The sequence below is a fragment of the Cobetia sp. 1CM21F genome (assembly GCF_023161745.1).
Taxonomy (GTDB): Bacteria; Pseudomonadota; Gammaproteobacteria; order Pseudomonadales; family Halomonadaceae; genus Cobetia; species Cobetia amphilecti.
The window spans coordinates 147,862-168,071 of the sequence record NZ_JALNTQ010000006.1 but is presented as its reverse complement, the minus strand read 5'-3'; the positions used below and the strand labels follow the sequence as shown (position 1 = coordinate 168,071).

16 protein-coding genes and 1 tRNA gene are annotated in these 20,210 nt (G+C 60.5%); 2 read left to right on the top strand and 15 right to left on the bottom strand.

Annotated features, from left to right (window positions below):
* The 5 genes from MSG32_RS16505 to MSG32_RS16485 form a co-directional block, all read right to left on the bottom strand.
* Nucleotides 1-1,406, bottom strand: a 1,406-nt coding sequence (locus MSG32_RS16505; protein WP_248380791.1) for a retention module-containing protein, incomplete at its 3' end; no start/stop codon positions are given.
* A 215-nt stretch (nt 1,407-1,621) separates the two neighbouring features.
* On the bottom strand, nt 1,622-3,778 hold the full coding sequence (locus tag MSG32_RS16500; RefSeq protein WP_248380788.1) for a DUF3488 and transglutaminase-like domain-containing protein: 2,157 nt from the start codon (nt 3,776-3,778) through the stop codon (nt 1,622-1,624).
* A complete protein-coding gene (locus MSG32_RS16495; RefSeq protein ID WP_248380785.1) occupies nt 3,775-4,794 on the bottom strand; it encodes a DUF58 domain-containing protein in 1,020 nt (339 codons plus the stop codon). Before MSG32_RS16495 ends, MSG32_RS16500 begins: the two co-directional genes overlap by 4 nt.
* The gene (locus tag MSG32_RS16490; protein ID WP_054556876.1) at nt 4,791-5,720 is read right to left on the bottom strand and encodes a MoxR family ATPase; all 930 of its coding nucleotides are present in this window, start codon (nt 5,718-5,720) and stop codon (nt 4,791-4,793) included. The genes MSG32_RS16495 and MSG32_RS16490 overlap by 4 nt, the downstream gene beginning before the upstream one ends.
* A gap of 118 nt (nt 5,721-5,838) precedes the next feature.
* A complete protein-coding gene (locus MSG32_RS16485; RefSeq protein WP_225347259.1) occupies nt 5,839-6,351 on the bottom strand; it encodes an NUDIX domain-containing protein in 513 nt (170 codons plus the stop codon).
* A gap of 323 nt (nt 6,352-6,674) precedes the next feature.
* Here MSG32_RS16485 and MSG32_RS16480 point away from each other — a divergent pair, with 323 nt between their 5' ends.
* Complete coding sequence (locus tag MSG32_RS16480) at nt 6,675-7,226, top strand: copper chaperone PCu(A)C (RefSeq protein WP_248380783.1); 552 nt, start codon at nt 6,675-6,677, stop codon at nt 7,224-7,226.
* 155 nt (nt 7,227-7,381) lie between these two features.
* On the opposite strand, the gene MSG32_RS16475 is transcribed toward MSG32_RS16480, so the two are convergent.
* A complete protein-coding gene (locus MSG32_RS16475; protein WP_248380798.1) occupies nt 7,382-7,993 on the bottom strand; it encodes a LysE family translocator in 612 nt (203 codons plus the stop codon).
* A 938-nt stretch (nt 7,994-8,931) separates the two neighbouring features.
* On the opposite strand from MSG32_RS16475, the gene MSG32_RS16470 reads away from it, so the two are divergent.
* Complete coding sequence (locus MSG32_RS16470) at nt 8,932-9,177, top strand: hypothetical protein (RefSeq protein WP_248380780.1); 246 nt, start codon at nt 8,932-8,934, stop codon at nt 9,175-9,177.
* Between the two features lie 260 nt (nt 9,178-9,437).
* On the opposite strand, the gene MSG32_RS16465 is transcribed toward MSG32_RS16470, so the two are convergent.
* The 9 genes from MSG32_RS16465 to MSG32_RS16425 all read right to left on the bottom strand — a co-directional run bounded on the left by MSG32_RS16465 (nt 9,438) and on the right by MSG32_RS16425 (nt 20,194).
* Nucleotides 9,438-9,523: transfer RNA gene (locus tag MSG32_RS16465), tRNA-OTHER, on the bottom strand.
* 118 nt (nt 9,524-9,641) lie between these two features.
* The gene (locus MSG32_RS16460) at nt 9,642-9,863 is read right to left on the bottom strand and encodes a hypothetical protein (protein ID WP_248380778.1); all 222 of its coding nucleotides are present in this window, start codon (nt 9,861-9,863) and stop codon (nt 9,642-9,644) included.
* Nucleotides 9,864-9,924: 61 nt separating this feature from the next.
* A complete protein-coding gene (locus tag MSG32_RS16455; RefSeq protein WP_248380776.1) occupies nt 9,925-11,961 on the bottom strand; it encodes a hypothetical protein in 2,037 nt (678 codons plus the stop codon).
* 130 nt (nt 11,962-12,091) lie between these two features.
* Nucleotides 12,092-14,173: a hypothetical protein gene (locus tag MSG32_RS16450; RefSeq protein ID WP_248380774.1), complete on the bottom strand. Its 2,082-nt coding sequence runs from the start codon at nt 14,171-14,173 to the stop codon at nt 12,092-12,094.
* A gap of 8 nt (nt 14,174-14,181) precedes the next feature.
* On the bottom strand, nt 14,182-14,583 hold the full coding sequence (locus MSG32_RS16445; RefSeq protein WP_043336616.1) for a hypothetical protein: 402 nt from the start codon (nt 14,581-14,583) through the stop codon (nt 14,182-14,184).
* Nucleotides 14,580-15,062 carry a hypothetical protein gene (locus tag MSG32_RS16440; RefSeq protein ID WP_248380771.1) on the bottom strand — a complete coding sequence of 161 codons (483 nt, stop codon included), beginning with the start codon at nt 15,060-15,062 and terminating at the stop codon, nt 14,580-14,582. The genes MSG32_RS16445 and MSG32_RS16440 overlap by 4 nt, the downstream gene beginning before the upstream one ends.
* Nucleotides 15,059-16,303 carry a hypothetical protein gene (locus tag MSG32_RS16435; protein WP_248380769.1) on the bottom strand — a complete coding sequence of 415 codons (1,245 nt, stop codon included), beginning with the start codon at nt 16,301-16,303 and terminating at the stop codon, nt 15,059-15,061. The genes MSG32_RS16440 and MSG32_RS16435 overlap by 4 nt, the downstream gene beginning before the upstream one ends.
* An 86-nt stretch (nt 16,304-16,389) precedes the next feature.
* Complete coding sequence (locus MSG32_RS16430; protein WP_248380767.1) at nt 16,390-19,767, bottom strand: hypothetical protein; 3,378 nt, start codon at nt 19,765-19,767, stop codon at nt 16,390-16,392.
* Between the two features lie 28 nt (nt 19,768-19,795).
* Nucleotides 19,796-20,194, bottom strand: coding sequence for a hypothetical protein (locus MSG32_RS16425; protein ID WP_248380765.1), 399 nt, complete (start codon nt 20,192-20,194; stop codon nt 19,796-19,798).
* Nucleotides 20,195-20,210 lie beyond the last annotated feature (16 nt).

Genomic DNA, 20,210 nt, shown 5'->3' with positions numbered 1-20,210 from the left:
ACGGTGCTGCCGTCTTCGGCATCGGTGGTACCGACGATGGTCGGCGTGGTGTCGGAGGTCAGTGCCGGGGCATCGACGGTCAGCGCCGGCGCGCTTGCGTCGATCTCGCCCACGTCATTGCTGGTCGCGGTGTTGCCGGCCGGATCGGTGACCGAGGCTTCGACGCTATACTCGCCTTCGCTCAACGGTGTCTCGGCATCAACCGTGTAGGTGCCGTTCTCGACGGTGGCGGTGACGGTCTGCTCGTTGCCGTCGCTGTCGGTGATGACCAGGGTGACCGTGCTGCCGTCTTCGGCATCGGTGGTACCGACGATGGTCGGCGTGGTGTCGGAGGTCAGCGCCGGTGCATCGACAGTCAGCGCCGGCGCGCTTGCGTCGATCTCGCCTACGTCATTGCTGGTCGCGGTGTTGCCAGCCGGGTCGGTGACCGAGGCTTCGACGCTGTACTCGCCTTCACTCAGCGGTGTCTCTGCATCGACGCTGTAGGTGCCATTCTCGACGGTGGCGGTGACGGCCTGTTCGTTGCCGTCGCTGTCGGTGATGACCAGCGTGACGGTGCTGCCGTCTTCGGCATCGGTGGTACCGACGATGGTCGGCGTGGTGTCGGAGGTCAGCGCCGGTGCATCGACGGTCAGCGCCGGCGCACTTGCGTCGATCTCGCCCACGTCATTGCTGGTCGCGGTGTTGCCGGCCGGGTCGGTGACCGAGGCCTCGACGCTGTACTCGCCTTCGCTCAGCGGCGTCTCGGCGTCAACCGTGTAGGTGCCGTTCTCGACAGTCGCGGTGACGGTCTGCTCGTTGCCGTCGCTGTCGGTGATGACCAGGGTGACGGTGCTGCCATCGTCGGCATCGGTGGTACCGACGATGGTCGGCGTGGTGTCGGAGGTCAGTGCGGGAGCATCGACCGACAAGGACAGCACGACCTCTGTGGGCAGTGTCGGAACAAGATCCAGCCCCAGGCCATCTTCGTCCTCATCATTGAATTCCGGGTCGGTAAAGCCGCCCTCATATTCATAGGAGGTCCGTTCGACACGCCCTTCACGCCCCACCCCAGAGGCATCAAGGAAACCACTACGACTGCTGCCCGGCGCACCGCCACTCTCACCGGCTGCGGGAGCTTCCTGAATCGCGGTCGGGTCTTCGCCACGAGCGATCGCTTCGCGCAACGCTTCCACTGCCGGGTCAACAGGCGCTTCCCCACGCGACTCGGCCAGCAACACTTCAACGCCGATCGGGGCCCCCTGCGGCACCACAAGCTGGGTGCCGTCTTCCAGAACCACGATCGCGCCCTGCGGTGCGACCAGAGTAGCTGTAGATTCAAGCGTCATTCCCTTGACGACACGCTGCGCCTCGTTGGTGGAGGAAGCAACAAGTACTGTGCCTTCTGTGCGGATGACCTGGACCATGGGGACATACTCCTGCTGGGGAAAGGTGCTGCATCATGCTGCGAGGGGGCAATGGCATGATCGACAAGAACGGATAGTTACATTTTGATACACAACATCACTTACCGCAACCTAGCAATTTTCAGTAGTGCCGTCGCGCTGCAAGAATGAGACATCTAATTCAAAAAAACCTCTTTAAATCAATAATTAACACTCACCAAAGTCATCATTACGCTTTAGCGAATCTTGCGAGACTGCACAGACCACTGGCGCCGGATACTACGCAAGGGTGGTGATTGATCATGAGAGCTCGCTAATACCGTAGCATCGTTGTATAGCCATTGTTCAATCAAATCTGCCAAATGTAACAATACTCTTACATTCTGCGGCTGCTGTTGGGCAATACGGCGCAAGTGGCTGCCGGGAGCCTCGCCAACGTACGGGCCATGGCCCGTACGCTCCAGCCGCTTCACCAATCTGCGGTAGGCTCGCACACCTGCGTGCGCTGACACCTCACGGCCAGACCACAACACCAGTGCCACGCCTGCCAGCACCACACTGGCCAGCAGCCCGAGCACACCCCAGACAAGCCACTCCCAGCGGAAGTCACCAAACAGTCGCTGCCAGAGATTTCGCTGCTCGTCGAGACGGAACCCCACCACGCTGCGTTGCCAGCGGTATTCGAAACGCTCCCACTGCCGTCTCAGATCACTGAGCAATGAATTATTCAGCGTGAAGGCGCGCAAGCCAGCATCGGCCATGAAGCCCGGCTGCCCCTGCAGACTCAGCGCCCCCTGCGAGATTCGCTCGGGAGCCACCGCCGCGGTGGGATCAAATCGATGCCAGCGGCCGGCATAGAACACCTCGACCCAGGCGTGGGCGTCATACTGACGGATACTCAATTCCTGCGGCCCGCCGATGCCATCGCCTTGTGCCTCGCCGCCCAGATAACCCGCGACCATACGCGCCGGCAGTCCGGCAGCGCGCGCCAGAAAAACGCTGGTAGAAGCGTAATGGGTGCAATAGCCCTGCAAGCTGTCGAACAGGAAATCATCGACACGGCTGAGCCCCTCGAGGCGCGGTGGCGTCAGGGTGTAGTGGAAAGGCTGGCGATTGAAATACTGGAAAAGGCGTTGCAGGAAGACCTGAGGATCCCCCCCCGACTCCCGCATCAGATCGCGAGCGAACTCACGGGCACGCGGGTTACCATCATCGGGCAACAGCTGATCAAGGCGCTGCATCCATTGCGGAGCCGTTGTCGGTGGCGCGCCGGAGGAAGACATCTCCAGCAGCTCGCGGGTATTGAGTGACGCCAGCCCCTCAAGGGTGCCGTCGATCAGGTAACGGGCCTCGCGGCTGGTCGTCAGTGGCGCGCCGAGACTCGGTCGCCAGGGGCGCGGGTCCGGCTCCAGCAGCAGCTCATAGCGATGACGCGCGACTTCCCCCTCCATGCGTGTTCCGCGCTGAACGTAGCGCTCGGCCGGCCCGCCCAGTGCCTCCTGAAGACGCTCCGGCGTGGCGCGTGACCAGCGCACGCCATCAAACAGGCTCAGGGTATACACACGCCAGTAGCGCTGGGAGGCCGCCGGCAGTCCGTTGTCGAAACGCGCCCGAAACGCCAGGGCATCACTGCGACCCAGGGCGGCGATATCGCCGGGAGAGACACTGTCGGTAAGCCCCGTGGTGGCCTCGTTGAGCTGGGGCACGTTCCACAGCGGCGGCAAGCGGGGAAAGAGCACGAACAAGCCCAGCATCAGCGGCAGGGACAGCCCCATCAGCCAGGCCGTCTCCCGCATGGCCTCACGACGCTCGCGTGCACCGGCGATCAATACCAGTCCGCCGACCAGCCACGCCGCAGCCATGACGGAAGCCGCCGCCATCAAGGGCCCCTGGTCATGCAGAAAGGCCGCCGCCAGCACCACGAAGCCCAGCCCGCAGACCACGCGACCATCGCGCAGGCTGTCCGTCTCCAGCAGCTTGAGCAGATAGATGCCGACCAGCAGGCCGATCATCGCCTCCAGGCGCAGCATCTGGCCGTATTCGAGAAACAGGCCCGCCGCGACCATTGCCACCGCCGCCAGTCGCAACAGGATGCCAGCGCGCGGAACTCGCGCCCGGAGTTGCTGAAAGCGCCACAACGCCGCCAGCAAGGCCGGCAGGGCAAGCCATACCGGCATCCACAGCACATGCAACGCCAGCACAAGACACTGGCCGATGAACAGATGGCGCAGCTCAAGCCAGCCCAGCGCCTGATCAGGCGTCAGCGGTTTGCGCTGCCACCAGCGTCGTCTGGCGCTGGAGGAGGTAGAGAACGCGCTTCTGGCGAGATCGCCCTTTGAGGAGCGGCCCAGGGAGGCGCGTCCCGGGGAAGCCTTGGCTGTCGACAGGCTCATGCGCCGCCCTCCTGACTCAAGGGACGACTCGCGCCGGCTCGCTCGGCGGCCTCACTGGCCGCCAGCTGGGCGGACCATGGCAACCTGTGCTCGCCGCCGAACAGCGTCAGCGCCTCAAGCACTCGACGGCGATGCGCCCCGCCACTGGCGATGGCCAATGTCTGGCCCGGCAGCCGCAGACCATAGGTCGCCTGGGCGCCTTCCGCCGCCAGCACCCGCGCCGTCAGCTCCGAGAGCCGCTGCTCCATGTCGCCACGACAGGCCTCGTAATCCAGCCACAGCGAGGGACGCGCAGGCGTCTCGAAGCGCTTGGTGACCAGCTCCCCGCTGCGCCCCCAGTGTTTCCATGCGATATGCGCTGGCGCGTCGCCCGGCACATAGCGGCGCAGCCCGGCGAAATCGCCCTGCTCTATCTGCTCGAGCGTGCGACGACTGCCCTGCGGGGTGGAGGGAAGCTCTGGCTGTGGATAGACGAGGACCGGCGTATCGATCGCGACCCAGGCCCACAGGCGTACCAGCCCCAGTGGCCAGCGCGACTCCAGCGTCAGCGTCGGCAATGAGAACTGGCCACGCTGAAAGGCCGCCAGCTCCAGCGGCGCACTGCCTTCGCCGTCATGGATCTCGAGTCGCTGGCGCGCCTCTCCCAGTCGCACATCGATGGCATGCGAGCGAGCCCGACCGGTGAGGCGCACCATGACGCGCAACGTATTGCCTGCAAACGCCTCACCATCGGCGATCAGCTGCACTCGCACGCCCGCCAGATTGCGCCAGCTGCGAAAGATGCTGACCACTGCCACGGCGAAAAGCCAGAAGGACAGGCCATGCGCCAGCGAGTTCTCGTAATTGATACCCAACAGCAGCAGCAGGATCACCAGCACCGCCCAGAACAGCCCGAAGGGCGTCGGCAAGATCATCAAGCGCGCGTGATGAAGCGCCTCGCCTCCGCCAATCGACATCTTGCGCAGCATGCGGGCTTTCACGCGCGTCCATGCGCCGGGCTTCGCCACCTGGGTCATGCAGGCACCACCGCCACCTGCCCGAGCAGATGGCGCGCCACGGCTTCACCTTCTGCAACACTGCCTTCGCTGAGGCGGTGCCCCACGACGGGCGCCCAGACCGCTTGCACATCCTCCGGCAGCACATAGTCACGCCCTGCCAGCAGTGCCCAGCCACGCGCAGCGCTGGCCAGCGCCAGCACCCCGCGCGTCGAGAGACCATAGGCCACTTCCGGCGAGCTGCGCGTCGCCGCCACCAGCGCCTGCAGATAATCCAGCAGCGGGTCCGACAGACGCACACGGTCCACGGCAGCCTGCCACTCCTTGAGCACCGAGACGGGCAACAAGGGTCGCAGCGCCTCGATATGCTGACGCCCGGCATTGCCCTTGAGAATCTCGCGCTCGGCAGCGGGTTCCGGGTAGCCCAATGACAGCCGCATCAGGAAGCGGTCCAGCTGGGATTCCGGCAGCGGGAAGGTGCCGGATTGCTGGAGTGGATTCTGGGTCGCGATCACGAAGAACGGTTCTGGCAGGCGACGGGTCTCGCCCTCCACCGTCACCTGACGCTCTTCCATCGCCTCCAGCAACGCGCTCTGCGTCTTGGGCGTGGCACGGTTGATCTCGTCCGCCAGCACCAGCGAGTGGAACACCGGGCCGGGATGGAAGCGGAAGTTGCCCTCACGCGGGTCGAATACCGACACGCCGAGAATGTCAGCCGGCAATAGATCGCTGGTAAACTGCACCCGCTGCATGTCGGCTCCGATCAGACGCGCCAGTCCCTGGGCGAGGGTCGTCTTGCCCAGCCCGGGCAAGTCCTCGATCAGGACATGACCACGGCACAGCAGACAACAGAGCGCCAGACGGATCTGGCGCGGCTTGCCCGCCAGCACCGTCGACAATGCGGCTTCCACCTCTTCCAGCTGCTGTGGCGATACCTTGGCATTCATGCAAAGACTCCAGAACAAAGTGGGGAGGAGGAGATGCGGCCATTACGATGGGCAGCACACGCCAGATGGCGCAGGGCCAGCGGCGTTGCTGCCCAGGCTCGACAAGGAAAAGCGAAGATCATCGGCTCAGGCTCTCACTCAGAAAGCCTTCACGAATCAGGCGCTCAAGGGCCATACGGCTATCAGGCGTTGAAGGATGCAACGCAAGCGCATCGGCAGGCGTGACCCAGAAGGCATCTGCCACTTCTTCAGCCTGCAGCGTCAGCGGGCCATCGTAATGCACCAGATACGCACTGCCGAAGACATGGTTGGTCGCGTCGGTGTAACAGAAATCGAAACAATGCTTGAGCGGCGCACCGCGCACGCCAATCTCTTCCTCCAGCTCGCGACGGGCAGCCACCTGCACGGCCTCACCGGCCCCGACAACACCCCCACTGGCGAGGTCGAAATAGCCGGGGAACACTTCCTTGCTCAGGGTACGCTTCTGGATGCATAGCTCACCGCGGCCATTGAGCACGAAGGCATAGGTGGCACGGTGCCAATAGCGGTAGCGTCGCATCAAGCGACGCGGTGCCGTGCCACAAGGGCGATTCTGCGCATCGACCAGCTGAATGATTTCGTCCTGGATCACCGTTCCCTGTTCCTTGCCTGTCCTTGAATCACTTCGATAGCCATCCGCGACGACCAACACCGCCGGATGGCATCGACCAATGCGTCCCACGGTAGCAGAATGCGACGAAGCTGCCTTCAACTGCGGCCCGGACACCTGCCTTCACACTCGGGCAACAGGTGACGCTCACATTCGTGCAAACCACCTAAAACAGAGCTCTCTGCAATAGCCTCTGCACTAGCCTCTACACTAGAGGCCATCGACGTCAGAAAACACCACACTGGCATCATGGACCGCTCCCATGGTCATTCTCTTTACACACCCAGACAGGAGATGCGCACAGCATGAGGCAACCTCGCCAGGGACATGGCGCGCCGCGACGCGCCGGACAGATATCGGCTGGCCTGACCGCCCTTCGCACCACCACCAGCACCGCCAGCAGATGGCTGGCGTCGCTAGCCCTGCTCTCCCTTGCCACGGTTGACGCCACTGCGCAGGAACCCCTGTCCGCCGCTCCCCATGTCGAGCAAGCCTTTGCGCTACCGACGCCACCGGGTGCCACGACCAGGGCCGCCTACCTGACACTCTCGATCGCAAAGGGCGATGCCGTGCTGACAGGCGCCAGCACGCCGATGGCCGCCGCGGTCGAATTGCACAGCATGCAACTCACGCAAGAGCGCATGCAGATGCACAGAATCGAGCAACTGGCGATTTCCTCTGACGCGCCGCTGGCGATGGCTCCCGGCGGCGGCCCCCATCTGATGCTGATCGGGCTGACGCAGCCACTCACTGCAGGCGACAAGCTGCCGCTGACGCTGCATTTCCTGGCGAGACCTGACACGAGCCTTGAGGTCTCGATCAAGGATTACGCCGAGATGATGTCGCTCAGTGAGTAACGTCATCGGTGCATACGCCTCTATCGACAAACGCCTCTATCGACAAACGCCTCAACCCGCAAAACGCGCATGCAAAACGGCCCTGACACAAGATGCCAGGGCCGTTTTCTACCAGATAACGAATCACCAGATCCTCACCGGGCTGACAGGCTGTCTCAAAGCCCCCAGACCACCCGCAACGCCAGCCCCAGCAACACCACGCCCGTCAGACGGTTGATCCACATCGCGCGTGACTGCAACCAGGGCAGCACCCGCGAGTGCGACAGCACCATTGCCACCAGCACATACCAGAGCCCGTCGATGCCCATGGCCGTCACGACGACCAGCCACTTGCCCATCTCGCTCATCTCCGGCGTGATCAACTGACTGAGCAGCGCCACGAAGAACAGGATCAACTTGGGGTTGGCCAGCGCCACCATGAAGCCATCGCGTATCGCCATGGAACGGGACGTCGTGACGGCCTGCGCCTCCAGCGCTCCACCGCGGCCTGCTCGCAGCGCCTTGACCCCCAACCAGGCCAGATAGGCTGCCCCCAGCAGCATGATCGCCTGGAAGACGCCCGGGTAATGAACAATCAAGGCGCCGAGCCCCCAGGCAGTCAGCGCGGCATACAACCCGACTCCCAGCGCATGACTGATACCGGCGGCGACCCCCGCACTCCTGCCGCCGCCCAGGGTATGGCGCAGCACCATCGCCAGACTCGGTCCGGGCGACATCGCCCCCATCGCGCATAGCGCAACCAGTGACAACCACAGATTCAGCGGCATCCAATGCATGAAGGTCATTCCATGTTCCAGTCAATTGGTGAAAGCGACACTGCGCCGGCCTCGGACATACACCTGGGGGATCACCTGACAGTAGCCCGGCGCTCGCGATGGGGCCCGCCCTCCCCATCCTGCGTTGCTCAAGGGATGAGAGCATCGGGCACATACGACTCCCACCAAGTCTTCAGGCAGACGCAGTCGAGTGTATCAAGCGCCATGCTGATGCGGCAGCAGGCCATATGGACGACCTGGACATGCCCCTCACGATGGGTGTCACACGGGCTGGACAGTCCGCTCTCGAAGGCGGCCGTCGTGCATGGATTTATATGAGAACATAATAAAGTACAGAAATTTACACATTTGAAAACTTGTGCAACAAATCAGACATTGTACAAGTTTATGATAACCAGTAACGTCTCTACCGCTGCTCAGGAAGAGCGGCAGGTTCAGCGTAGTGACAGGCCAAGTGCACAGGAAGTGCAGCCAGGGACAGGCCCTGTCAAAGGATGACGCGCAGGCTTGGGGACTTCGCTCCTTAGCCAGGAAGATTCGTAAGCCTGAGCGGGTAGGTTTACGAATCTTCATGACTGGCAAGCCTGCGAGCTCAGGGAAAGAGAGCACTACGCTGAATGACACCGAATTCAGTCAGCTTCTGAAAGGTGTACAAGATTCTTGCGGGTCAGTAACGCCCGATCGCTGCTCAGGAAGAGCGGCAGGTTCAGCGTAGTGACGGGCCAAGTGCACAGGAAGTGCAGCCAGGGACAGGCCCTGTCAGAGGATGACGCGCAAGCATGGAAGCTTCACTTCCCGGCCAGCAAGATCCATGAGTCTGAGCGATTGACTCATGGGCCTTGATGACCGGCAGGTTTGCGAACTCAAGGAAAGAGACCACTACGCTGCACCTCACCAGATTCAGTCAATTGCTGAGAAGGAGAGGAAACATGGAAGGGAAAGCTCAAGCCGCACTGTGTTGTCCGGCATGCTCCGGCCTGAAGATGGAGTATCAGTACCACACCCCATCGGCCGACCACCTGGTGCACTGCCAGGATTGCCATGAATACGTCGGCATGTGGTTTACCCTGCGCCAGGAACTCGCGATCCAGAACACCCGCATCGCACTCCTCGACCCCTCCCTCGCCAGCAACAGCCTCTATCGACGCGTGAAGAGCGTTCCACATCAGGCGTGAGCCGCCGTCTGGATGCACGAGACACAGGAAAGCCCCGACATTCGTTCGGGGCTTTCCTGTGTCTGGGCCCCTGCCGTCACGTACAGAGCGAAGACAAGCAGCTGCCAGCGCCGTGACAGGCGAAGCGTGAAAAGATAAGAAAGGACAAGTATTCGGGACAGGGGTAGAGACAGACTGAGCGCGAGCGAAGAACCACGAGGAAGATGAATCGGCTGGAGCCAGAAACGCAAAAAGCCGCTCGAAAGCGACTTTTTCAATTCTGGTGCCGGTGGTCGGACTCGAACCGACACGCCTATTAAGCGGCGGATTTTGAATCCGTTTTTGATAGATCTCGAGCCACGCTGGCAGCGGGCCTTTCGAGGCATATCAATAACTTAAAGTATTGCATGACACACACTGCACCCACCATTTGGTCGCAGTCTGCGACCAAACTGCGACCAAACGATGGCGCGATTCCAGCGGCATCACACCTCGACCACCACCACCGGCAGACTCGGCGCCACACCAGTGATCTGGTCCCCCTCCACGTAGACCATGCCACCCACCTGGGCATCGCCTTGGCAGGTGCGCACCCCACCCCCTACCAGATCCACGCGAACGCGCGAACCGCTGACACTGACCACCTCGCCTACCTGGCGCGGCGTGGTCGGCAGCAACGAAAGCAAGCGTCTATATGGGTTAGCCATAATCACATCCCAAGATTATTGTTTAATCACTTATTTCAAATCAGCAAACAATGCCAATTTCTCATATAGCTTCATAACTCTGCCTAAAGCATTTTTTAAAATCAGCATGCTCTATAAAAAAGCTCTTTGCATCTTCCCAGCCTAGCTTTTGATATCGAGGTAATTCTGCTTTCAAGAACACTTTATCTGATATAGGTAAGAAGCGAACCTCAGTGGAAATATATCTTTTGTGAAACTCCACTTGATAAGGATGTTTTAGATGGAATAAAAAATCGTTGAGCGTAGGTTGTTTATCGGACCACTGATAGTAAACACTAAAATTCTTATCCTGAATATTATATTCAATCTCACTGGATTCAAAAAATCTATTAATAACATTTATATCAGTAACAAAAACCTCTCTTCCTCCTACGCGCAGGGGCTCGTCTAATGAAAAAGGCATACCATTTACCACACAAAGAACAATATCAAACTCATTACTACTACCGAAGTATTTTGCGATGATTCCTGGATTATTTTCTAAACCACTGCATAACCTTAATAATTGCTGAGCATGCTCACTATAATCATCTTCAATATTTCTTGAGGTGATTGGATCTCTAGCCAAGGCCCTATTCTTGCATTCGAAGACAAATAGCGTATTACCCCACCGCATAACTACATCATATTGGTATTCCTCTCTACCTATTTTTTCCTTGATTCTCTTAGGTTCAAAACCTTGCTTTTCCAAAGTATAAAAAAGCTTGTTTTCAAGAGCATCTCCTTTATTTAACAGACGTTGTTTATTTCTAGTTACGTTTGAGATAACCAACTCATATAGCAGGGCATCTTTCAGTGTTGGCCCATAAACAAGATACTCGTCTCCAAATTTTATCACGGGAGTATCATAGATATCTATTGATCTAGGGCCGTAAACTACATTATCTATGAACTTTTCTGCAATTCCTGAAGGCAATCCTTGCTCTACCACTTTACTAACAAGATCGTCCTTTTTAAACCTTGGCATTAGTGAATTAAGCACATTCTCTTCGTATAAATCAGATGAAATTTTGCATAACGCTGAATACCCATCCAACCATTGCAATAGAGTTAAACCTAGGCATGAATTTCTCTCATCTTTTAAATCAAGAGAAAGAATCCTCTCTAATACTGCACGACTTGAAATCTTGTTCAACTCGGCTTGATTTAAGCTCACGCCTCGCTCCATGCAAGCACGAAAAGTATTAAAATAAACCTCTTTTGAATATTGCCTTAACCTATGATTAGCAACCATTTCTAAGTAGCTCCAGTTGCTTTGCTTATCAACCTCTAGGCATTCGTCGATATACCCCTTGTACTCTTGGGGTATTTTGCTGTTGTTAGAATGATAACTCCATTTCCTATCGTTATATCGAATACTTTTTTGTAAGAAATCAAAGTTATGCCAAACCATGGCATTCAGGTTAAGAGCACTAACTTTAGTTAACATATCTTCATCTGGATACAAAAATTCTTTGAAATCAAAATACTCCCCTTTTTGTCTACCTTCTAGGAAACCAGTACTTTTCAATATAAGATGGATAGAATCAGCAACAGAGCTAATAGCATCGTCTGGGTCAATTGTATTACCAAAACTATCTTTGATTAGAGTGGATGACTCTGAATCATAGAAGTTGTTTCCTTTAGTTTGAGAAAGCGCTAGTTCTTTTGCTCTTTTTGCTATCTCCAAGTAATCTTCACAACCTCTTACTAAAGATGCAGATACTATCTCCTGCATGCTAATATCATTTGACTCCTGTATATTAATCCTACCCTGACTTATCTTTGAAAAGTAATCATTCACAACCATTATTAAGTTGAAATTATTTGCAACATCCTGCAACAAAACAGATCCATCTTTATTGAGAAGTGCCTGATAAAAAAATTCTAAATATGACTCCACCCACTTTCTCTTATCGAGATCTGGCTGCTTTATCAACAGACACTCATTCCTTAAAACAACATTAATTACCTCCTCCTCGCCATGATTACGCAAAAAGTCATCGACTAATTGCTGCACTACCTTCATATCAGTTAGAGGCTTGACTGTTTTTAATGAAATTTTTCTTTTCTTGCTCATAATACATCCTTGTTTTTCTCTTAATCCAAAACCATATGTAAAAACACAAATGGCAACTTAACTTTCATCACAATCGCCTAACATAATAACCACTGTAGTTCATAGATAGTCAAAAGGCTTCAATTGTCTACTACCAAAAACGCTGTAACTCAATAGACTGACGCACGCTCAGGGCACGCCCCTGCAGGCTTGCGCTGACGCTCACGCCACGCGAGACACCACGCCAGCCATCGCACTCGATCATCATGCCAGGCAGCAGCAGGCCGCCCAGAGAGGCCGCCAGGGGCATCTGCAGGCTCTCGGTGCTCTGGCGCAGGGTAGCGGCCAGCTCAGCGATCCCGCGCGACTGCGCCGGTGCCTGATCGGTGATCAGGGCATCCACCACGGTGGGCGCCAGCTGATCGCCTGCGGTGCCCTGCCGGATGATCTGGGCCTGAATGCCGCCGGTATCACCATGCAGCCACACGGCATTGCGGGCATCACCTGGCTGCTGATCGCTGCCCAGCTGGGTGATGATGTCACGGGGCACCGCCAGATCGACCTCGCTCTCAGACCAGCGCCAGGGCGCTGCCTCGAAGCGTGGCGCCACGATGATGGTCTGATCCTGCTGATGGGCCTGCACATAGCCGCCGGCCGCCTGAGCGATCCGCGAGATGGCGTCGATGGGCGCGAGGCTGTCATAACTCCACGCGCCGGCGGGCACCACCCAGTCAGTCATGCGCCAATCCAGTGACCAGCCCTCTGGCAGCTCAGCACGGGCGAGCTGCGAGGCAGTGGCCTGGCTGTCCTCGGTGTAGCTGCGCGCGGTGGCGTAGGGCGCGCCCAGGTACGCCGCAAGCGAGCGGCCGCTGATGGTCACGCTATGGCTCTGCCAGCTCTCAGAGCGTCGCCAGCCATCCACCAGGCACCGCCACTGCTGCCCGTTGATCTCGGCCATCACCTCCACCGGCTGGCCATCGGTGCCGGTCACCAGCGCTTGAGCGTCACGCCCTGCCAGGCCGGCAGAGAATGACCATGCCCAGCTGTCAGCGTCGATGCTGAGCGTCATCTGGGTGGCCGGCAGCTCCAGGCCATCGGAGAGGCGCACCAGGCGCGCGGAGTTTTGCACGATATAGAGCCTTTTGACGGGAATGGTCGGGGTGGGAATCTCACACGTCAGACCGAACTGCAGCACCCACGGGGCGCTCGGCATGGCGTGGCAGAATTGCAGGGTCGTGCCACCCTCCACCGGCTCGAGCACCGGCGGCTCAGGCCGATCTGGCGGCAGGTCGAGGCCAGGCGGTGGCCGGCGGGCCTGCTCCCAGGGCACGCGCCAGTCGTCGCCAGTGGTGCGCCCTTGCTGATAGGGCACATCCATCGTCACCGGCTCGAGGGTGCGGGCCTCCTCATAGCGCGAGCACCGGCGGGCATCATTGCGGGGTGGGTGCTGGTAGCCGCTCGAGCGAGCAGCCGCGATGCCCTGCCCCTGCTCCCATACCGGCCGCGATGCGCGGCGGACACGCGGCAGCTGCAGCCACTGGCTGCCACTGAGGGTGCCCAGGATGCGCTCGGCCTGCTCCCACCGCGAGCCACTGGTGGCATCGGTGCGGGGGCGGGCAGACCACTGGCCACCCTGGCTGGCCGCAAGCGGTGCGCCCTGCTCGAAGCCTGACGCGGTGGCACCATAGGGGCGAGCAGGCTGCTCCCAGCGGGTGCTGCCCTGGGCCTCGAGCGGGACCGCGTTCTCGAAGCGCGAGGCGGCATTATCGGCAGGACCGCGAAAGACATTGATCTCGCGGGTCAGCGCGACATCGACCACCGCCGGCGCACCCAGCGTGGCCACCAGCGAAAGGCTGACACCATGCTCGACGCGGATCTCTGCCGTCACCGGCGGCGTGGTCGCCTCCAGACTGAGCGACTGGATCAGCTCGAGCTGCGCACGCACGGTGGCTGCTGGCATCACCAGGCTGGCCGCGATCTCGATGGCACTACCCTGGGCGAGTCGAGCATCGACTGATGGCGGCGTCAGCTGGGCATCGAGCACCAGATCGCGCGGCAGCTCCACCGCCTCAGTGGCACCGCCGAAGCCAAGCACGACATTGCCACCCGCCGGCGGCGCATAGTCACCGGCGAACAGCAGCAACAAACCAGGATCACCACCCAGGCGCAGCTCGAGGGCGCGCGCGCTCCAGGGCGCTAGCCCTTGGACAAACTGCAGCCTGATCTCTCTCACGGTGCCCCCTAGCCCTCAGCGAATACCATGCGGCTGATCCGCGTCAGTATCCCGCGATAAATCGTTGTCGAGCTGATGGTCACGTCAGCACCCGATCCCTCGATGCCGACATCCAGATCCATCACCCACGCACCCGCGCCATCGACCAGGCGCGACCAGGTGGCCTCGCCATCAGCGTCGGCCATCACCTCCTCAAAGGCTGCCCCCGTCAGGACGCCACCGGAGAGATCCGCGGCGAATGGCTGGGGCACCTCCAGCGTGGCCAGCGCCACCTGATCGGTGACGGCCGCGCCAGGTGATGGGCGGGTGCCGGAGTACACAACGAATGACGCCGGCGAATCGCCGGCATCTATCGCACCGGCGATGGCCGCCAGGCGCGCATTTTTCACGCTTGTCGAGAAGCTGATCACGGGCTGTCCTCCACCTCGGAATGCACGTTGTCCGAAACGACAGCGTTTTGCTGCAGGGTGTAATCGAAGGCCATCACATAGAACGCGCGGTGCGGGTCGAGGTCCGTAAGACGGTATTTGCCATCGGCCCCGCTCCACGCCTCGCGCACGATGCGGCCGGTGATCCGGTCATGCACCCGCACGCGCCGGCTGACGGGTTGGGCCTGGATGTCCAGAACGGTACCGGCAATGACGCCTTTACGGGCCTTGTCGCGCAGAGTCCCTATTGTTGTGCCGTTATAGCCGGAGCCATACATCTGATCGAAGGCAAAGAGGCTGAACGTGGCCGCATGCGTCGCTTGACGCCGCTGGGTGGTGCCGGTGATCTTGTTCTCGATGGCGTCGATGGACGGCACCAGCGTGCCGCCCTCCCGATAGACCACTGGCCGGCCAGGCGATGGAACGGCAAATATCGGGTTACCATCCAGCGTATCGCTCATTGGTTAGCCCTCCACTTGTCCAGCCGCCACCCCACCAAGCCTGAGCCGTTTATCTCCTTGTAATTGGTATAACCACCCTCATCGTCATAAATGCTCAGCCAGAGCATTACCGGCACATCCACCAAGCCTGGCAGATCATCAAGAATCGCTTTGTGATAAGCCTCTGCCGTCTGCAGCGGTTGGACCAAGCCAGGCAGATACCCACGCAGAATGTTGCCATCGCCTTCGGCCACCTCCTCCACCATGGTCGGGCCGCTATGCACATAGAATCCGTAATCTGCCGGATTCGGGTATTGGTACATGACACCAGACCCAAATCCCAGGCCACGCATGCACCAGAGCGTCGCCTCGTCAGAGGGCATCTGATGATAGGGGCGTGCCAGGTAGTGCTCGCCAGTCGCGCCATACTTGGCGAACTCTGCATAGTTGTTGTCGTTGCTGTCCGCCCAGTCAGCCTCTGAACCATAGGGTATCCCCTGCAGCACGGTACCGAAGGCATCGCCCTGCAGAATGCTATCGAACTCCCCGAAAGTGACGGTTGAGCGCTGGCCCTGCTGGGCATAGCGGCTGGTGTAATAGAACAGGCGATCATCCCCCACCAGCAACCACTCTCGCCCCTCTGACGCATAATCCCAGCCAATCGGCCAGCGAGTCTCAGCTAGTGCGAGATAAGTGTCGATGTCTGTATGCTCGGTGACAATTTTCACCTTGGCCCCGCGCTGCGGATAGGCAGTGTTTGAAGCGTACTGCCAGTTGTCATAACTGCCATCATTCCAGTGGTCATTTTGAACATGGAGCATCAGCCCATTGCTGCGCGGATTGGTCGAGCGCAGCATGACGCGGTGGCGCTCGCTGTCCTCGAGCACCACCTCCCACCCACCAATCGGTGCAGCCTTGATCTCGATCAGCTCGCCGGTGGCGGTGGCCGAGATGGGCGCGGCATCGGGAGCAAAAGTCGCCCAGGTGCTGCCCACCTCGGTGATGCGAAACTCGCCATTGAACTGATCCTGATCGGCACCGCTGATGCTGATCACCTGATGTTTCAGGAAGCCATGCCCCTGGCCGATCTCAGCGGTCACCAGGCCGGTGCTGCTATCGAAGGCGAGCGAGGTCAGCGGGGTGGTGTTGAATCCAGTGATCAAGCACGCCTTGAGCAGATCAATCAACGCGCCAGCGTCGTCACTGCCGCTCGGGCTGCCGCCCATGTCACTGCTGAACCACTTCACGGGAAAATCGGCCATCTTGAACGTCTCCAGAAACAAGGCCGCCCAGCGAGTGGCTGGGCGGTTGAGGGATAGGGATAGAGGGTTGCGCCTGCCGGCTACGGTCAGGCGTTGGCGTTGCCACGGATCTGCAGGCGGAAAGAATCTTGCTGGCCGCTGGCCGGCCCCTGCAGGATCACGCGCGCAAGCCACATCGGGAAACTCGCGCCGATGGTCGAGAAGCGGATCACGTTGCCATTCACCCAGCCGGCCCCGAAACCGCCCGCCTTGAGCGTCCAATAGGGTACGCCCTGATTCGGGTTGGTAGGCGACGTGTCCTCATTGATACTGCCCACGCCGATCTCGCCCACGGTGCGGCCGATGATGCGGAACGTGCTTGAGCTGGTGAAGATCAGCGCCCAGTCCTCAGTGATGGCCCCGCGATTGGTAATGATCGGCGGGTAGGTGGTCACGTTGTACTCGGCCAGGGTGCCATCTGCGCCATCGTTGTCGTCTTTGCTCCAGTCTCGATCCCAGCTCGAGAGATCGAAGAAATCAGCCACGCGCGCTTGCAGGTCGCCGGCCACCATCGCGGCGCTGACCAGCGTATCGCCGGCGGGGTAGTCGTGGCTCAAATTGCCCTTGAGGGTCAGCGCCCCCGACAGATCCACATCACCCACCAGCAGCATGTCCTCGACGCGGTGCAAGGCGTACCAGGGTTCGGGGTGGGTGGCAGTGTCAGGCGCAGCGAGCTGCACGGTGCCGGCGTCGAGGTCTGCACTGTACTGGGTGGCTGGCACCTCCTCGCCGGTGGCGTCCTCCACCACCAGACTGGCCAGCCGCGAGCGGCCGACCTCCAGCGTGGTGCCGCCACCAATCCCCAGCGGGAACGGGGCGCGGCCGGTGTGATGCACCACCACCACGCCGCCGGCGCGATAGATAGGCACGCGGCCATCGCTGGGCAGGCGCACGGGGTCGATGCCGATCAGCTCAGCCTCGAGCGGCAGCGTGGTCAGAATGACGGCATTGAAACGCGCGGTGCTCGGGATCACCTGGGTGGGCCGCCAGATCATGCCGGCGTCATCCACGGCCGTGGCGTCGTACCAGGATTCGGCGCGCTCGGCAGCGCTCAAGCTGTCATTGCTGACCAGCTTGCCGAAGGTCACGCGCACCACCCCCGTCTCGAAGCTCACGCTGCCTGACATCTCGTCACCCTCGATCTCGCCAGAGAGTGCCGCCTGGCCGGTGATCGAGCGGCCGTCGAGCGTCGTGGCCTGGATCAGCAGACCACCCACCTGCAGCGGCGAGCCTGGCGTGCGGAAAAACGCCTCATCGAGCGTCCAGGTGCCGAAGGTGCTCACCAGCGTTTTGACGGTGATGGTGGCGCTGGTGCCGCTCGGCCAGTCAGTGATGCGGGCATCACCGGTGCCATAGTCGATGGTCCCCGCGAGAACGCCGGCCCCGTTGCTGGTCACGCTGCGATAGAGACTGCCCTGGCGGTCGATGAACGTATCGCCTCGGAAGATGAAACTGAGAGTGCCTGGCACGACGCTATCTTGCAGCAGGGGCATCAGCTCGACATCGAGCGGGGCGAGATCCTGGGTGATGGTGTGGGTAGTCGGGGCGGCGCTGTCCAACTGACTGGTCAGCCAGACGCTCGAGCCATTCTCGAAAACGTCGCGTTTCTCTTTGCTGCCCCACTCGCGGTGCGTGGCATCGCCATCATCCCACTCGCTGATCTCGCGGATCTTCTCGACCTCGAAGGTCACCGCGCCGGTAGCATAGTCAATGCTGCCCTCCCATCCACCATTGAAGCCGCCACGGCCATCATCGGTGATGGTGTAGGTGACATCGGCCTCGCCGCCATTCTGCTCGACAGTCTCCCAGGTGCCGGTGCGCGGGCTGCTGCGCGACTCACTCTCGCTGCTCGACCAGGTGCGCACCACTGCCCAGGTGATGGCCACGCTACCAGGACGCACCGGCGCATCACTGATGCTGAGGCTGACCAGGCCGGCCCCGTTGGCAGACGGCAAGAATTGCTCGGTTTTCGGTGCCCCATAGTCATATTCGATCTCGACCTGGGTGCTGGCATCTGGGAAGGCGTCGCCATTGAACTCGACACACGCCTCGCCAGGCTTGGGCGCGCCACTGCCATCGACATAGCCATAGACCACGCGGCCGGTGGCTGCGCCACTGAGGCTCCCCAGGCCATCATCGGTGGCCGTCTTCTCGCTGCCGCCAGAGATCCAACGCACCGTAACGCTGCCAGGCATCACGCCGGCGTGATCGAGCACGAACGTCATCCAGGGTTTGTCGATGGTGGCCTGGCCGGCGCGGTCCTCATAGTGGGCCGGCGTGCCCCAGCTGAACAGCACCGAACTGCCGACATCCGGCAGGCCGCCCAGCGTCACGCTGACAGATCCGGTGGCGTAGTCCACGCGCCCCGCCCCGCTGCCGCTGAGATCGCCATTGGCGTCATCGTCGCGCAGCTCATACCACTTGCCCAGCGAGCGATACGCGATCACCACACTGCCAGGTGCCGGCAGCGGGTCCAGGCGGCTGACATAGGTGAAGCCACGATTATTCAGCTCGATAGCGATCTGGGTGGTGCTGGCGATCTGCGCCACCTCGAAGGTCGAGCCACCGCTGCTGACACTGATGGTGGCCGTGCCGCCCACCTGCACATCGGTCACCGCCTGCTCGGTGGTGGTCGCCGGCACAAGCGGCGCATAGGTGCTGGCCACGGTGACGCTATTGGCCCCGAAGGTGGCCGGCTGGGTCAGGGTGCTGACGCCATAGTAACGGGCGGCATCGGTGCTCTGCCCCTCGCGGATCACGGTGTCAGGGTTCACGGTGCCAGGCTGAGGCTGCACGCCATAGACGCGCTGGCGCAGCGCGGTCGAGATCCCCAGGGTCAGCACGCGGCGCTCGAACGTCTGCACGTTGCTGCCGTTCATGTACTCAAACGTTCGGATCTCGTGATCTATCTCACTGATGCGCACATATTGGACCTCGCCGGCAGCATCGCCCTGCTCGGTCATCAGCGCCAGCACATCGCCCAGATCGGGCAGCGTGGCCTCTGGCATCTGGAAAGTGATGATGCTGCGCTGTCCGGCCAGCTGATCGCCTAGCAGCGTCATGCGCGAGGTCGCGCCGGCGGTCACATAGCTCTCGACATAATCGCGGGACTCGGCACGCTCATCAGATGGCGAGCCCGTGTCGAACATCACCACGCTGACATTAGGATCAGCCGGCACCTGGTCAATGATCGCGTGCGCGCCGAAATATTGGGCGGTGTTGTCGGTCAGCACACCGGCCCCGACCTTGCGCAGCGAGGTGCGCCCCGCTGCACGATCGAGGTCAGAGATGTCATCAAAGATGTCATTGCTCGCGCCATCGGTCACGGGGCGGCCAGTCAGCCGGCCACCGCCATCGGCGTTGTCGGTCATGCGCTCAGACTGCAGGATGCGGATGTCGCCGCTGTGAATCGTGTCGTCGGCCATGTGGCTGGCTCCAGCAGGAAGGTGAGAATCAGGCAGTGATCAGGCGCAGTGTGATGGTGTAGGGGTGATCCGGCCCCTGGCCGCCAGCGGCGAGGCGATAGACCTCGGTGGCCGTGACCGCCTCACCACTGGCATGATCGAACACGCAATCGAATGTTTGCCCATCGCCCCAGATGAGCGTCATGGGCGTACCGTCAGGCCGCGGCGTGGCCGCCAGCTCAGTGAGGGCCAACGCGGTGGCACGGGTTACCCAGGCCCCGTTGCCGCTGGCGAGGGTGACGGGGCGCCCTGCCGCCTGCGCGAATTCCTCGATGATGAGTGCCCCGGTCAGCGTGGGCGTCTGCACCTGGCCGACGCTGTGGGACACCAGCTCATCGGTCCACTGGATGTCATCGGGCAGCACAATGCCCTCAAGGGTGATCGCCATGATGTGTTCTCGTGAC